This is a genomic window from Streptomyces sp. NPDC059582 (assembly GCF_042735715.1).
Lineage (GTDB): Bacteria > Actinomycetota > Actinomycetes > Streptomycetales > Streptomycetaceae > Streptomyces.
In genome coordinates this window covers 150719-163972 of the sequence record NZ_JBHWCC010000006.1, presented here as the reverse complement: position 1 = coordinate 163972, position 13254 = coordinate 150719, and the positions used below count along the sequence as shown (strand labels likewise).

The 13254-nt window shown below is 71.4% G+C and carries 11 protein-coding genes and 1 pseudogene; 8 read left to right on the top strand and 4 right to left on the bottom strand.

Annotated elements, in window-relative coordinates; translation table 11 throughout:
- Positions 1 to 15: 15 nt before the first annotated feature.
- Positions 16 to 519, top strand: coding sequence for a PH domain-containing protein (locus ACFV0T_RS08365; protein ID WP_385775817.1), 504 nt, complete (start codon positions 16 to 18; stop codon positions 517 to 519).
- Positions 516 to 1850 carry a PH domain-containing protein gene (locus ACFV0T_RS08360; protein WP_385775815.1) on the top strand — a complete coding sequence of 445 codons (1335 nt, stop codon included), beginning with the start codon at positions 516 to 518 and terminating at the stop codon, positions 1848 to 1850. Before ACFV0T_RS08365 ends, ACFV0T_RS08360 begins: the two co-directional genes overlap by 4 nt.
- Before the next feature lie 1335 nt (positions 1851 to 3185).
- Here ACFV0T_RS08360 and ACFV0T_RS08355 read toward each other — a convergent pair.
- Both ACFV0T_RS08355 and ACFV0T_RS08350 read right to left on the bottom strand, forming a co-directional pair.
- Positions 3186 to 3731, bottom strand: a pseudogene (locus ACFV0T_RS08355) (hypothetical protein); the annotation flags it as partial.
- Between the two features lie 74 nt (positions 3732 to 3805).
- Positions 3806 to 4933: an alpha/beta hydrolase gene (locus ACFV0T_RS08350; protein ID WP_385775812.1), complete on the bottom strand. Its 1128-nt coding sequence runs from the start codon at positions 4931 to 4933 to the stop codon at positions 3806 to 3808.
- A gap of 236 nt (positions 4934 to 5169) precedes the next feature.
- On the opposite strand from ACFV0T_RS08350, the gene ACFV0T_RS08345 reads away from it, so the two are divergent.
- From ACFV0T_RS08345 to ACFV0T_RS08320, 6 genes are all read left to right on the top strand, one after another.
- Positions 5170 to 6981, top strand: a complete 1812-nt coding sequence (locus ACFV0T_RS08345) for a phosphatidylglycerol lysyltransferase domain-containing protein (RefSeq protein WP_385775810.1) — start codon at positions 5170 to 5172, stop codon at positions 6979 to 6981.
- Between the two features lie 125 nt (positions 6982 to 7106).
- A complete protein-coding gene (folP, locus tag ACFV0T_RS08340; protein ID WP_385775808.1) occupies positions 7107 to 8039 on the top strand; it encodes a dihydropteroate synthase in 933 nt (310 codons plus the stop codon).
- Positions 8036 to 8548: a nuclear transport factor 2 family protein gene (locus ACFV0T_RS08335; RefSeq protein ID WP_385775806.1), complete on the top strand. Its 513-nt coding sequence runs from the start codon at positions 8036 to 8038 to the stop codon at positions 8546 to 8548. Before folP ends, ACFV0T_RS08335 begins: the two co-directional genes overlap by 4 nt.
- Before the next feature lie 246 nt (positions 8549 to 8794).
- Positions 8795 to 9154, top strand: coding sequence for a dihydroneopterin aldolase (gene folB, locus ACFV0T_RS08330; protein WP_385775804.1), 360 nt, complete (start codon positions 8795 to 8797; stop codon positions 9152 to 9154).
- Complete coding sequence (folK, locus tag ACFV0T_RS08325; RefSeq protein WP_385775802.1) at positions 9151 to 9762, top strand: 2-amino-4-hydroxy-6-hydroxymethyldihydropteridine diphosphokinase; 612 nt, start codon at positions 9151 to 9153, stop codon at positions 9760 to 9762. The genes folB and folK overlap by 4 nt, the downstream gene beginning before the upstream one ends.
- Before the next feature lie 83 nt (positions 9763 to 9845).
- Entirely contained in the window at positions 9846 to 10331 is a 486-nt protein-coding gene (locus tag ACFV0T_RS08320; RefSeq protein ID WP_385775800.1) for a DUF3180 domain-containing protein, read from the top strand.
- A 75-nt stretch (positions 10332 to 10406) separates the two neighbouring features.
- On the opposite strand, the gene folE is transcribed toward ACFV0T_RS08320, so the two are convergent.
- Together folE and ftsH are read right to left on the bottom strand one after the other, a co-directional pair.
- Positions 10407 to 11012, bottom strand: a complete 606-nt coding sequence (folE, locus tag ACFV0T_RS08315; protein WP_385775798.1) for a GTP cyclohydrolase I FolE — start codon at positions 11010 to 11012, stop codon at positions 10407 to 10409.
- Between the two features lie 140 nt (positions 11013 to 11152).
- A complete protein-coding gene (gene ftsH, locus ACFV0T_RS08310) occupies positions 11153 to 13192 on the bottom strand; it encodes an ATP-dependent zinc metalloprotease FtsH (protein WP_385775796.1) in 2040 nt (679 codons plus the stop codon).
- Positions 13193 to 13254: the final 62 nt, after the last annotated feature.

Here is a 13254-nt window from a genome sequence, read left to right as displayed (position 1 = left end):
ACGTACGCTGGCCTCATGGAAACGGGGAGCCGGGAAAACACCGGGGCGACGGAGAGCCGGCCGGGGTGGACGGGACTGCCGCCCGGGCTGCTGCGGATGCGACGGCTGCTGCTGGTGGTGTGGCTGGGACTGACGACCCTCGCCACCGGACTGCTGCTCGGCCTGCTCGCGGGGCCCGCCTGGGCCGCCTTCGCGCTGCTGCCGCTGGCGCTGATCGCGTGGGGCTGGGTGATGCTCGGCCGCAACTGGCGTTCCTGGCGCTACGCCGAGCGCGCCGACGACCTGCTCATCAGCAGGGGCGTGCTGTGGCGCGAGGAGACCGTCGTGCCGTACGGGCGGATGCAGCTGGTCGAGGTCACCTCCGGGCCCGTCGAGCGGCACTTCGGGCTGGCCAGTGTGCAGCTGCACACGGCGGCCGCCGCGACCGACGCGACCATCCCCGGCCTCGACCCGGCCGAGGCGGAACGGCTGCGCGACCGGCTCACCGAGCTCGGCGAGGCCCGATCGGCGGGGCTGTGACCGCGCCGGACGTCGACCGGGACGTACGCGAGGACCGGCCCGTCACCGAGCGGCGGCTGCATCCCGTCACGCCGTTCAGACGGGCCTGGGCGCCCGTCGCGGTGATCGTCGGATGGGCGGTGCACGACCCCAACCAGGCCCAGGAACAGCTGACCCGGCTGACCACCACGACCCTGCTGCTCGCCCTCGCCGTGTTCGTCCCGGCCGCCGCCCTCTACGGCTTCCTCACCTGGTGGTTCACCCACTTCTCGGTGACCGAGTCCGAACTGCGCATACGGACCGGCCTGTTGTTCCGGCGCACCGCGCACATCCGGCTGGAACGCATTCAGGCCGTCGACGTCAGCCGGCCGCTCCTCGCGCGCGTGGGGGGCGTCGCCAAGCTCAGGATCGACGTCGTCGGCACGGACAAGAAGGACGAACTCGCCTTCCTGGGCGAGGACGACGCGCGGGCGCTGCGGGCCGAACTGCTCGCCCGGGCGGCCGGCTTCGCGCCCGAGACGGCCCACGAGGTCGGCGAGGCACCGTCCAGGCAACTGCTGCGCCTGCCCGCGGGCGACCTCGCCGTCTCACTGCTGCTGACCGGTGCGACCTGGGGCTCGCTGGCCGCCGCACTCGTCGTACCGCCGGTGCTGTGGCTCGCCACCCACAGCGTGTGGACGGTCCTCGCCACCGGTGTGCCGCTGCTCGGCGCGGCGGGCGCCAGCAGCGTCGGCCGGTTCGTCGGGGAGTACGACTGGACGGTGGGCGATTCGCCGGACGGGCTGCGGATCGACCACGGGCTGCTGGACCGCACCCACGAGACGGTGCCGCCGGGACGCGTGCAGACCGTACGGCTCGTGCAGCCGCTGCTGTGGCGGCGGCGCGACTGGGTGCGGGTGGAGCTGGACGTGGCGGGGTCGGCCAACTCCGTGCTGGTGCCGGTCGCTCCGCGGGAGCTCGCCGAGGCGATCGTCGCGCGCGTGCTGCCCGGGGTGACCGTGCCGCCGGCCACGGCGCTGTCCCGGCCGCCGCGCCGGGCGGGCCGGTGCCTGCCGGTGTGGTGGCGCGGGCACGGGCTCGTCGTCACCGACGCGGTGTTCGCCACCCGGCGCGGGCTGCTGCGACGCAGCCTGGCGCTGGTGCCGCACGCCAAGGTGCAGAGCGTACGGCTGACGCAGGGGCCGTGGCAGCGGCTGTGGCGGGTCGCCGACGTGCACGTGGACACGGGCGCGAACAAGTCGGTGGCGGCCCGGCTGCGGGACGCGGACGAGGCCGCGGAGCTGCTGCGCGGCCAGGCCGAGCGGTCACGTACGGGACGCCGTGACGCTCGGCCGGACCGGTGGATGACCTGAGCGACGTCAGGACGCCGCGCTGCGCAGCCCCTGAAGGTCGATCTGCTCCGTCTCGTCGTGCGCCGTCAGGTCGATGACCTGGCCGACGCCACGCGCCTGCGGGTCCACCGGCTTGAACTCCGCCTCCGCCTCGGCCTTGTGCAGGGCGAGCGCCTCCTGACCGACGACATCGGCGAGGTCCTCGTTCTGCACGGCCTCCAGGGCGGTGGACTCGGACGGCTTCTCCATACCGAAGAAGTCGAACCCGCCCTCCGCCGTCGGCCGCCGCACGGGCGCGGCAGCCGGTACGACGGCCACCGCGGTCGGCACGGTGAAGTGCCCTGAGGGCCGCTGCACGGGGGCACCGGTCCGCACCGGGGCGGCCGGCTCGCCGGGTGCCGGGGCTGCCGCGGGGGCGTCGGTCTCGGCAGGGGTGGCGGTCTCCACCGGGGTGACGGCCCGCGCCCGGGCGACCGCCTCCGACGCGGTGGCGGTCTCCGCCGGGCCCGCCATGGCGGCCTGGGCGAGAGGCTTCGCCTGGACGGCGATCATCGTCGAAGCGGCCGGCTCCGCCTGGGGCGCGGTCCGTGCCGGGGCGGCCGTGTCGGCCGAAGCCGCGGTCCGCGCCGAAGCGTCGTTCCGCGCCAGGGGCTCGTTCCGTGCCGGGGCGGCCGTCCGCACGCGGGTGGCGGCGTCCGTCGGGGCGCCCGCCTCCGCCGCATCGGCGGAACGCGCCCGGGCGGGCGTCGCCCCCTGGGCGGCAGTGCCCGTCGAAGTGACCGTCCGCCCACGGGTGGCGGTGCCCGCCGGGGTCGCCGCACCGGTGGTGGCGCTCCGCGCGGTGGGCCGGTCCTCCGCGTCGGCCATGGGTTCGGCGGCCGCGCGCTGATGCCCGTCGACCGCCTCGGGCTTCCCCTGCGCCTCGTCCTCCTGCGCGGCCTCCACCTCGGTGGCGCCACCGTCGGCGGCCGAACCGGCGAAACGGGACGGCTCAGCCGACTCGGACGACTCGGACGACTTGGACAGCTTGGACAGCTTGGACAGCTTGGACGAGGTCTCCGTGACGGCCTCGCCGTCGAACCGGGTCAGCGCCGCCTTCGCGCGCAGGAACAGCTTGGAGCCCTCAGGGGAGAAGACGGTCGAAGCCGCCGCCGGGTCCTCGCCGGAGGTCTCCGCGTCCTCGGCCGGGTCCTCGGCCGCCTCCGCGCTCTCCGCCGTCTCCATGTTCTCGGCGTCCTCGGCGTCCTCGGCGTCCTCGGCGTCCTCGGCGTACTCGGCGTACTCGGCGTACTCGCCGTACTCGCCGTACTCGGCGTACTCGGCGTCCTCGGCCCCGGACCAGGTGTCGACCTCGGTGCCCGTCCCGGTCCCGGCCGGGGCAGCCACAGCCTCGGTCTCCTCCTCGGTCGGCGGCACCGGCGCGGGCGGCAGGGCACGGGCCGGAGCCGTGGTCTCTATCTCCAGCAGCCGGCGGCCTTCCAGCGCGGTCGCGCGCTCGGTCTCCGCCGTGGCGTACCGCCGCAGCAGCGCCGCGTGCTCGTTGCGCAGCCCCGCCAGCTCCGCGCGCTTCGCCCGCAGCCGCTGCTCCAGCTTGACGCGCAGCTCGCGGGACTCCTCGAGGTCGGTCTCCAGTTCGGCGACCCGTTCCTCGTGCCGCCAGTCGTCGCTCACCCGCGCGCGCGTGAGGTCGGCGACCTGCTTGCCCGCCTGGCTGTCCCAGCGGCGCATGACGACCGCGCCCAGGACAGCCGTCACGGCGGCCGCCGCGGCCAGAACGCGGAGCACCGTCGCCTGCGTGAACACCCAGGGGGCGAGCGCGCAGACAACGGAGACGCCGGCGATCACCGAAGGCGGCAACAGCCTGTGCAAGGGCGGGGAATGGCGGTGACGTCCACGTGGCATGGCCAGAAACTTACCGCGCGTAGGCGAACAGTGGTGCCCTGGCCCGTAAAAATCGCAACCGTACCGAGGCCTTTTCAGCGGTCGCTCAGCCGACCACTGATCCACTGAAGCGTCGGCGGGATCTCCCGCCGCCAGGTGTTGAAGTTGTGCCCGCCGCTTTCGAGGATGATCGACGAGATCCGCGTCCGATTCGTGGCCCTCACCCGCTCGATGAACTTCAGCGTGGATCGGTAGTTGGCCTCGCCCACCTTGCTGCTGGTGACGAGCAGTGAGGTGTCGGGCGCGGGGCTGTGTTTGAGGTACCACATCAGGTCGGCCCGGTGGCGCAGTTCCTCGTCGCCGTGGAAGAGGTCACCGGTGGTCGGGTCGACAGGCGCCTTGTAGTACGGCGACAGACCCGCGCCCGCCGCGTACACACCGGGATGATGCAGAGCCAGCTTCAGAGCGCAGTAGCCGCCGGTGGAATCGCCGATGATGCCCCAACTGCCCGGCTTCTTACCCACCCGGTAGTGGGCCAGTACGGCGTCGGGCAGGTCCTTGGCGAAGAACGACTCGGTCTGCGGGCCGCCCGGGACGTCCACGCACTCCGTGTCCCGCGGCGGTGCCACCGTCGGCCGCAGCATCACCAGGATCAGCGGCTGCATACGGCCGTCCTTGGCGAGCTGCCTGGCCGTGCGCGGATAGTTCAGCTTGTCCACCAGCGCCTCGGCGGTGCCCGGATACCCGGTGAGTACGACCGCGGCCGGGAACGTGCGCGTGCGGTACGCGGCCTGGAAGTACTCCGGTGGCAGGTACACGTAGGCGGGCGTGGCGACGCGGGTCGTACGGCCGACCACGGAGACCTTCTGGATCTGCCCGCCGACCTGCGGCAGGGAGCTGCCCCCCGACGTCACCCGCCGGGTGTCGACCACCTCCAGCGGACCGCCCGAACCTCCGCCGGCCGTGTGGTCGACGACGACCCCCTGCTCGGTCTCCCGCCCGAACAGGTCCGCCCAGCTGGCGTAGAACCCGAAAGCCTGGTTGGCCGCGAGCGCCACACAGACGAACAACGTCACCTGGGTGGCGAGCAGCAGGGCCACCCGTCCGCTGACGGCCCGCCAACTGCGCCGGGCCAGCCGTGGCCACAGCCAGACCGTGCCGGCGAACAGCAGTACGGCGCACACGATCGCCAGCACCAGCATCTTGTCGCTAGTGAGCCCCATCAGGGTTTTTGCCTGCACTTTCCGCCCGGTCTCCCGCGCTTCCCCGCGATCTTTCGCGAAGCCTTGTCCCGGACTTTCCTTGGCCTTTGAAGCAGCTTTGTCGGCGGGAATGAACCTCTCCCCCCTAGACACCGTCCTAGAGGGCGCAATGTCGCCGGATGCCCGAAAAAACGGCACCGGATTCAAGGTCTCTCGCAGAACTACGGGATGCGATGTCTGTCAGGGAAGATGGGGAAATGTCGGGCGGGGTTCCGAACCGATCAAGCCGGGTGCGCCAGGTCCTGCGAGGACCGCGCCCGGAGTCCGTACCCGTCCTCATCGGCAGAGCCTGTGCCCTGGTGGGGCTCATGGACGTCGCCTCGGGGGTCTTCCCGCGGTTCCGGCACAGCCGTATGCACACCGTGGCCGAGGTGCTGCCCGGCTCGTTCGGGCCCTTCGCGGCCGCGCTCTCGCTCAGCAGCGGCATGCTGTTGCTGCTGCTCGCCCACGGCCTCAAGCGCGGCAAGCGCCGGGCCTGGCGGGCCGCGGTGGCCCTGCTGCCGGCGGGCGCGGTCTCGCAGTTCACCTACCGCCACTCCGTGGTCGGGGCACTGATCTCGCTCGCGCTGCTCGCGCCCCTGCTGCGCCATCGCGACCAGTTCGACGCCCTGCCCGATCCGCGCAGCCGGTGGCGCGCGCTCGCCAACTTCGTGCTCATGGGCGCCGGTTCCCTCGTCCTCGGACTGGTCATCGTCAGCGTCCACCCGAACCGCCTGATCGGCGACCCGAGCCTGGCCGATCGCCTGGCACACGTCCTGTACGGCCTCTTCGGCTTCGAGGGACCGGTCGACTACCAGGGCAGCACCACCTGGACGGTCGCCTTCTCGCTCGGCGCCCTCGGCCTGCTCACCGCCGTCACCACGATCTACTTCGCCTTCCGCCCCGAGCACCCGGCCGCCCGTCTCACCGAGGAGGACGAGGCCCGGCTGCGCGCCCTGCTGGCCAAGCACGGCGGCCGCGACTCCCTCGGTCACTTCGCGCTCCGCCGCGACAAGGCCGTCGTCTTCTCGCCCAGCGGCAAGGCCGCGGTGACGTACCGCGTCGTCTCCGGCGTGATGCTCGCCAGCGGCGACCCCATCGGCGACGTCGAGGCCTGGCCCGGAGCCATCGAGCGGTTCATGGACGAGGCCAGGGCGCACTCCTGGACCCCGGCCGTCATGGGCTGTTCGGAGACGGGCGGCGAGGTGTGGACCCGTGAGACCGGCCTCGACGCCCTCGAGCTGGGCGACGAGGCGGTGGTGGACGTCGCGGATTTCTCCCTGGCCGGCCGCGCGATGCGCAACGTGCGCCAGATGGTCAAGCGCATCGAGCGCGCCGGTTACGAGACCCGGGTACGGCGCGTACGTGACCTCGGCGAGGCCGAGCTGGAGCGGCTGCGGCTGGCCGCCGAGGACTGGCGCGGGACCGACACCGAACGCGGCTTCTCCATGGCGCTCGGCCGCATCGGCGACGCCTCCGACGGCGACTGCCTCATCGCCACCGCCCACAAGGCCGAAGCCGAACCGGGGCCGCACGGCGACCTGAAGGCCGTCCTGCACTTCGTGCCCTGGGGCACGGACGGCGTGTCGCTGGACCTCATGCGCCGCGACCGCTCGGCCGACCCGGGTATGAACGAACTCCTCATCGTCGCCGCGCTCCAGGCGGCACCGAAGTTCGGCATCGCGCGCGTGTCACTCAACTTCGCGATGTTCCGCTCGGCGCTGGCCCGCGGCGAGAAGATCGGCGCGGGCCCGGTGCTGCGCGCCTGGCGCGGGCTGCTGGTCTTCCTCTCCCGCTGGTTCCAGATCGAGTCCCTGTACAAGTTCAACGCCAAGTTCCAGCCCCGCTGGGAACCGCGCTTCGTCGTCTACCGCGCCTCGGCCGACCTGCCCCGCATCGGCTTCGCCGCCATGCAGGCCGAGGGCTTCGTGAACCTGGCCCTCCCGCTGCCGCGCTTCCTGCGCCGCCGCGCGGCCGCGCCCCGCCCGTGCGCGCACGGGCTCGCGGAAAGAGACGTCCGCGCGGCATGACCGCGCGAGCCGGTCACCTGGACAGGTCCGGGTGGAAGCCCTGCCCCCCCTCAAGCCCGGAGGCTTCCCCTCGGGCCGTGGACCTGCCCGGTCCAACGGCCTCTTCGTAGGCCTACGCTGAACGTATGAGCAAGCAGAGCGGACGCGGGCGCGTGGCGGGCCTACCCGAATGGGATCGCTGCGCGGTCATGGGAGTCGTGAACGTGACCCCCGATTCCTTCTCCGACGGCGGCCGCTGGTTCGACACCACGGCCGCCGTCAAACACGGGCTCGGTCTGGTCGCCGAGGGCGCGGACCTGGTCGACGTCGGCGGTGAGTCGACCCGCCCCGGCGCCACCCGCGTCGACGAGGCGGAGGAGCTCAGGCGGGTCGTCCCCGTCGTCCGCGCACTCGCCTCCGAAGGCGTCGTCGTCTCCGTCGACACCATGCGCGCCTCCGTCGCCGAGCAGTCCCTCGCGGCCGGCGCCGCCCTGGTCAACGACGTCAGCGGCGGCCTCGCCGACCCCGCGATGATCGGCGTCGTGGCCGAGGCGGGCGCCCCCTTCGTCGTCATGCACTGGCGCGGCTTCCTCCAGGGCCACACCGTCCGCGGCACGTACGACGACGTCGTCACCGAGGTCGTCGACGAGCTCCGCGCGCGCGTGGACGCCGTTCTGGCGGGCGGCGTCGCCCCCGACCGCATCGTCGTCGACCCCGGCCTCGGCTTCTCCAAGGAGGCCGAGCACGACCTGACCCTGCTCTCCCACCTCGACCGGCTGCACGCTCTCGGCCACCCCCTGCTCGTCGCCGCCTCCCGCAAACGGTTCCTCGGGCACGTACTGGCGGGACCGGAGGGTGCGCCGCCGCCCGCGCGCGAGCGCGACGCGGCCACGGCCGCCGTCTCCGCGCTCGCGGCCCAGGCAGGCGCGTGGGCGGTACGCGTGCACGAGGTGCGCGCGACGGCAGACGCGGTGCGCGTCGCGCGCGCCGTGGAAGGGGCGCGCGAAGCGGACGCCATGGAAGGGGCGCGTACGGCGAAGCACGCGCCGGGCGCCGACACCGCCGAGGGAGCCCGGTGAGCGCCCCCCACACCGACGTCGAGCAGGTCGAGGCCGCCAACACCGCCTTCTACGAGGCGCTGGAACACGGTGACTTCGAAGAGCTGACCTCGCTCTGGCTCACCCCCGCCGACCTGGGCGTCGACGAGGAGTACCACGACCCGGCCGACGCCGGAGTGATCTCCTGCGTGCACCCGGGCTGGCCGGTGCTCACCGGCCGGGGCGAGGTCCTCAGGTCGTACGCGCTGATCATGGCGAACACCGAGTACATCCAGTTCATCCTCACCGACGTGCATGTCTCCGTGACCGGCGACACCGCCCTGGTGAACTGCACCGAGAACATCCTGAGCGGCGGGCCGGCCCCCGAGGGCAGCGAGGAGCTGGGCCCGCTCGTCGGCCAGCTGGTCGTCGCCACGAACGTGTTCCGCCGCACGTCCGCCGGCTGGAAACTCTGGTCGCACCACGCCTCGCCGGTGCTCGCCGAGACCGACGAGGAAGAGGAGGAGGACCCCCCCGGCACACCCTCCTGAGTGGGGTGGCAGGGCCGCCCGGAGCAGGAAGTGGTTGGAATCACGGACCGTGGGTAGGGGCGGCTACCAGGTCGTGAGTCAATGGGTTTCCCGGGGGAAACGCCCGGTGAACCTTCGGGACCCGGCCGGGTCGCCGCCTGTGTGGCCCGGCACTGTCAGTGCTCGCAGGTAGATTCGTTCGCGGCCGGTGTGCCGCCCGCACGCGGTACGACCCGGCCGCTACCGACGATTGCAGGAGTGATTCGCGTGGATCGTGTCGCGCTGCGCGGCCTCAAGGCCCGCGGGCACCACGGGGTGTTCCCCAAGGAGCGCGAGGAGGGCCAGACCTTCATCGTGGACCTCGTCCTCGGGCTGGACACCCGCCCGGCCGCGGCCGACGACGACCTGGCGAAGACCGCGCACTACGGCATCGTGGCGGAGGAGGTCGTGGCCGTCGTCCAGGGCGAGCCCGTCAACCTCATCGAGACGCTCGCCGAGCGCATCGCCCAGACCTGCCTGAAGCACGAGGGGGTCGAGGAGGTGGAGGTCTGCGTCCACAAACCGGACGCACCGATCACCGTCCCCTTCGACGATGTGACCGTCACCATCACCCGGAGCCGAGTATGACCGCTTTCTTCACCGAGGGTCACAGCGACCCGACCGTACAGCCGGTACCCGCCTCCGTCGTCGAGAAGGTCGACGCCGCCGACACCACCCTCCACAACCCGCAGCGGGCCGTGATCTCCCTCGGCTCGAACCTCGGCAACCGGCTGGAGACCCTCCAGGGCGCCATCGACGCCCTGGAGGACACCCCCGGCGTGCGCGTCAAGGGCGTATCGCCCGTGTACGAGACGGAGCCGTGGGGCGTCGAGCCCGGCAGCCAGCCGTCGTACTTCAACGCGGTCGTCGTGCTGAAGACCACGCTCCCCCCGTCCTCGCTCCTGGAGCGCGCCCACGCGATCGAGGAGGCTTTCAACCGCGTGCGGGACGAGCGATGGGGCCCGCGCACCCTCGACGTCGACATCGTCGCCTACGCGGGCGTGGTCTCCGACGACCCGCAGCTCACCCTCCCCCACCCGCGCGCCCACGAACGCGCCTTCGTCCTCGTCCCCTGGCACGACGTCGACCCCGAGGCCCAGCTGCCCGGCCACGGCCCGGTCGTCGACCTCCTCGACTTCGTCACCGGTGACGGAGTCGCGCCGCGCAAGGACCTGGAACTCCGGCTGCCCGAGTAGTCGTTAAGGTCAAGACGACCACAGGGACGGCCCGCCGCGGCGGGCCGTCCACGACCGTACTCCGGGGGAGCTGAAGGAACACCGTGAGAGAGCTTCGCATCAGGGTGCTGGCAGGCGTGTTCGTCGTCGCCGGAGTGCTCTCGTGGGCGGGCGCCCGCCTGTGGAACGCGGTGGGGACACTCCCCAGCGTCCCCCTGGCCGCCCCCATCGTCCTCGCCGTGATCGCCGTGATCCTGCTCGCCACGGCGCTGTCGATCCGCGCCCGCCTCAAGGCCCAGCGCGAGCGCCGCCCCGACGCCAAGGGCGTCGACCCGCTCATGGCGGCCCGAGCGGTGGTCTTCGGCCAGGCCAGCGCCCTGGTGGCCGCCCTCGTCGCGGGCATGTACGGCGGCGCCGGCGTTTTCCTCCTGGAGTCCCTCGACATCCCCGCCCGCCGCGACCAGGCCATCTACGCGGGCTTCTCGGTCCTGGCCGGCATCGCCGTCATAGCGGCGGCCCTCTTCCTGGAGCGCGTCTGCCGGCTCCCGGACGACGACGAGCATGACAACGGCGCGGCCACCACAGCCTGAGAGCGGTCCGGAAACGGTCTGGTAGGCGGCTTGACGCCCTCGGGTGGTCGGGCCGCCTGCTGACGCTCTCGGGCGTCAGCGCGCCATGATGAGGCTCATGGCCTCGTTCCGCGTCGCGGCGTCCCGCAGCTGACCGCGCACCGCCGAGGTGAGGGTCTTGGCGCCGGGCTTGCGGATGCCGCGCATCGACATGCACATGTGCTCGCACTCCACGACGACGATCACGCCACGCGGTTCCAGTATCTCCATCAGGGAGTCCGCGATCTGCGTGGTGAGCCGTTCCTGCACCTGCGGACGGCGTGCGTAGACGTCGACGAGCCGGGCCAGCTTCGACAGGCCGGTGATCTTGCCGGAGGTGGCCGGAATGTAGCCGACGTGCGCGACACCCCGGAACGGCACCAGGTGGTGCTCACAGGTCGAGTACACCTCGATGTCCTTCACCAGCACCATCTCGTCGTGGCCCAGATCGAACGTCGTCGTCAGCACGTCCTCGGGCTGCTGCCACAACCCCGCGAAAATCTCCCTGTACGCCCGTGCCACCCGCGCCGGCGTCTCCCTGAGGCCCTCCCGGTCCGGGTCCTCGCCGACCGCGATCAGGAGCTCGCGCACAGCGTTCTCGGCGCGTTTCTCGTCGAACTCGCCGATGGAGCCCTCGCCGTCCAGCGTCACGGGGTCGGTCATCTGAAGCCTCGTTCCTGTGCCTGTCGTGCGTGCGGCTCACGCATCTCAGCTGCGGGCAAGCGAAATGCCGCGACCCCCAGGCTAAACCTGGGGGCCGCGGCATCCATTCCGGGCCAGGTGCGCTCACCGGGCCGAGAGCGTCAGCTCTCCGGGCGGTCCTCCGTGGCCGGTTCCGTCGCCGGGGCGGACTCCGCCGTCGTCGACTTCGCGGTGCTGATGGCCGGCGTGGCGCCGTTCGCGCCGTTCGTCAGTGCCAGCTCCTTGGGGGAGAGCACCGGCGGACGGGTGGACGGCGTACGACGGGAGGAGCCCGTCCAGGCGGGCCGCGGCGGCCGCTTGACGATCGTGGCGAAGATCTCGGCGATCTCCTCCTTGCCGAGCGTCTCCCTCTCCAGCAGCTGGAGCACCAGGTTGTCGAGGACGTCGCGGTTCTCGACCAGGATCTCCCAGGCCTCGTTGTGCGCGTTCTCGATGAGCTTCTTGACTTCCTCGTCCACCAGCGCGGCGACCTCTTCCGAGTAGTCGCGCTGGTGACCCATCTCACGTCCGAGGAAGGGCTCGGTGTTGTCGCCGCCGAACTTGATCGCGCCGAGCCGCTCGGTCATGCCGTACTGCGTGACCATCGCGCGGGCGGTGGTCGTGGCCTTCTCGATGTCGTTCGCGGCACCCGTGGTCGGGTCGTGGAAGACCAGTTCCTCGGCCGCGCGGCCGCCCAGCATGTAAGCCAGCTGGTCGAGCATCTCGTTGCGCGTGGTCGAGTACTTGTCCTCGTCCGGGAGCACCATCGTGTAGCCGAGGGCACGGCCCCGGGACAGGATCGTGATCTTGTGGACCGGGTCGGAGTTCGGCGAAGCCGCCGCGACCAGGGCGTGACCGCCCTCGTGGTACGCGGTGATCTTCTTCTCCTTGTCCGACATGATCCGGGTCCGCTTCTGCGGGCCCGCGACCACACGGTCGATCGCCTCGTCCAGCATCACGTTGTCGATCAGCTTCCGGTCGCTGCGGGCCGTGAGCAGCGCGGCCTCGTTCAGGACGTTGGAGAGATCGGCACCCGTGAAACCGGGGGTGCGGCGGGCGACGGCGGACAGGTCGACGTCGGGCGCGACCGGCTTGCCCTTCTGGTGGACCTTGAGGATCTCCAGGCGGCCCAGCATGTCGGGGCGGTCGACCGCGATCTGGCGGTCGAAGCGGCCGGGACGCAGCAGAGCCGGGTCGAGGATGTCCGGGCGGTTCGTGGCGGCGATCAGGATGACGCCACCCTTCACGTCGAAGCCGTCCATCTCGACGAGCAGCTGGTTCAGGGTCTGCTCGCGCTCGTCGTGACCACCACCGAGGCCGGCGCCGCGGTGGCGGCCGACCGCGTCGATCTCGTCGACGAAGACGATCGCCGGGGCGTTCGCCTTGGCCTGCTCGAACAGGTCACGCACTCGGGAGGCACCGACACCGACGAACATCTCGACGAAGTCGGAACCGGAGATCGAGTAGAAGGGCACGCCCGCCTCGCCCGCCACGGCACGCGCGAGCAGGGTCTTGCCGGTACCGGGAGGGCCGTACAGGAGTACGCCCTTCGGGATCTTGGCGCCGACCGCCTGGAACTTCGCCGGTTCCTGGAGGAACTCCTTGATCTCCTGGAGCTCCTCGACGGCCTCGTCCGAACCCGCGACGTCCGAGAACGTCGTCTTCGGGGTGTCCTTGGTGATGAGCTTCGCCTTGGACTTGCCGAAGTTCATGACCCGGGAGCCGCCGCCCTGCATCTGATTCATCAGGAACAGGAACACGACGACGATGAGTACGAAGGGGAGCAGGGAGAGCAGGATGCCGACGAACGCGTTCTGCTTGGTCGGCGCGACGGTGTAACCGTCGGGGATCTGCTTGTCCTGGAACTTGGTCTGCAGCGTGTTGGCGATGGTCACGCCCTGGTCGCCGATATAGCTCGCCTGGATCTTCGAGCTGTCGTCGACCTTTACGCCGTCCTTGAGCGTGACCTTGATGGTCTGCTCGTCACCGGTGGTGATCTTGGCCGACTCGACCTTGTTGTCGTTGATCGCCTGAACGACCTGGCCGGTGTCCACCGTCTTGTAGCCGCCGGACGAGCCGACGACCTGCATCAACACGACCACGGCAAGGACGGCCAGCACGATCCACATGACCGGCCCACGGAAGTATCGCTTCACGTCCATCCATACGGAGCGGTGTCGCCCCGTCCCTCCTGCCATAGTGAGTTTGATAAGACAGTTCTTCT

Excerpts from the sequence above, each read along its gene's own strand:
- ACFV0T_RS08365 (WP_385775817.1), top strand. The coding sequence starts at position 16 with ATGGAAACGGGGAGCCGGGAAAACACCGGGGCGACGGAGAGCCGGCCG.
- ACFV0T_RS08350 (WP_385775812.1), bottom strand. The coding sequence starts at position 4,933 with ATGGGGCTCACTAGCGACAAGATGCTGGTGCTGGCGATCGTGTGCGCC.
- ACFV0T_RS08345 (WP_385775810.1), top strand. The coding sequence starts at position 5,170 with ATGTCGGGCGGGGTTCCGAACCGATCAAGCCGGGTGCGCCAGGTCCTG.
- folP (WP_385775808.1), top strand. The coding sequence starts at position 7,107 with ATGAGCAAGCAGAGCGGACGCGGGCGCGTGGCGGGCCTACCCGAATGG.
- folK (WP_385775802.1), top strand. The coding sequence starts at position 9,151 with ATGACCGCTTTCTTCACCGAGGGTCACAGCGACCCGACCGTACAGCCG.
- folE (WP_385775798.1), bottom strand. The coding sequence starts at position 11,012 with ATGACCGACCCCGTGACGCTGGACGGCGAGGGCTCCATCGGCGAGTTC.
- ftsH (WP_385775796.1), bottom strand. The coding sequence starts at position 13,192 with ATGGACGTGAAGCGATACTTCCGTGGGCCGGTCATGTGGATCGTGCTG.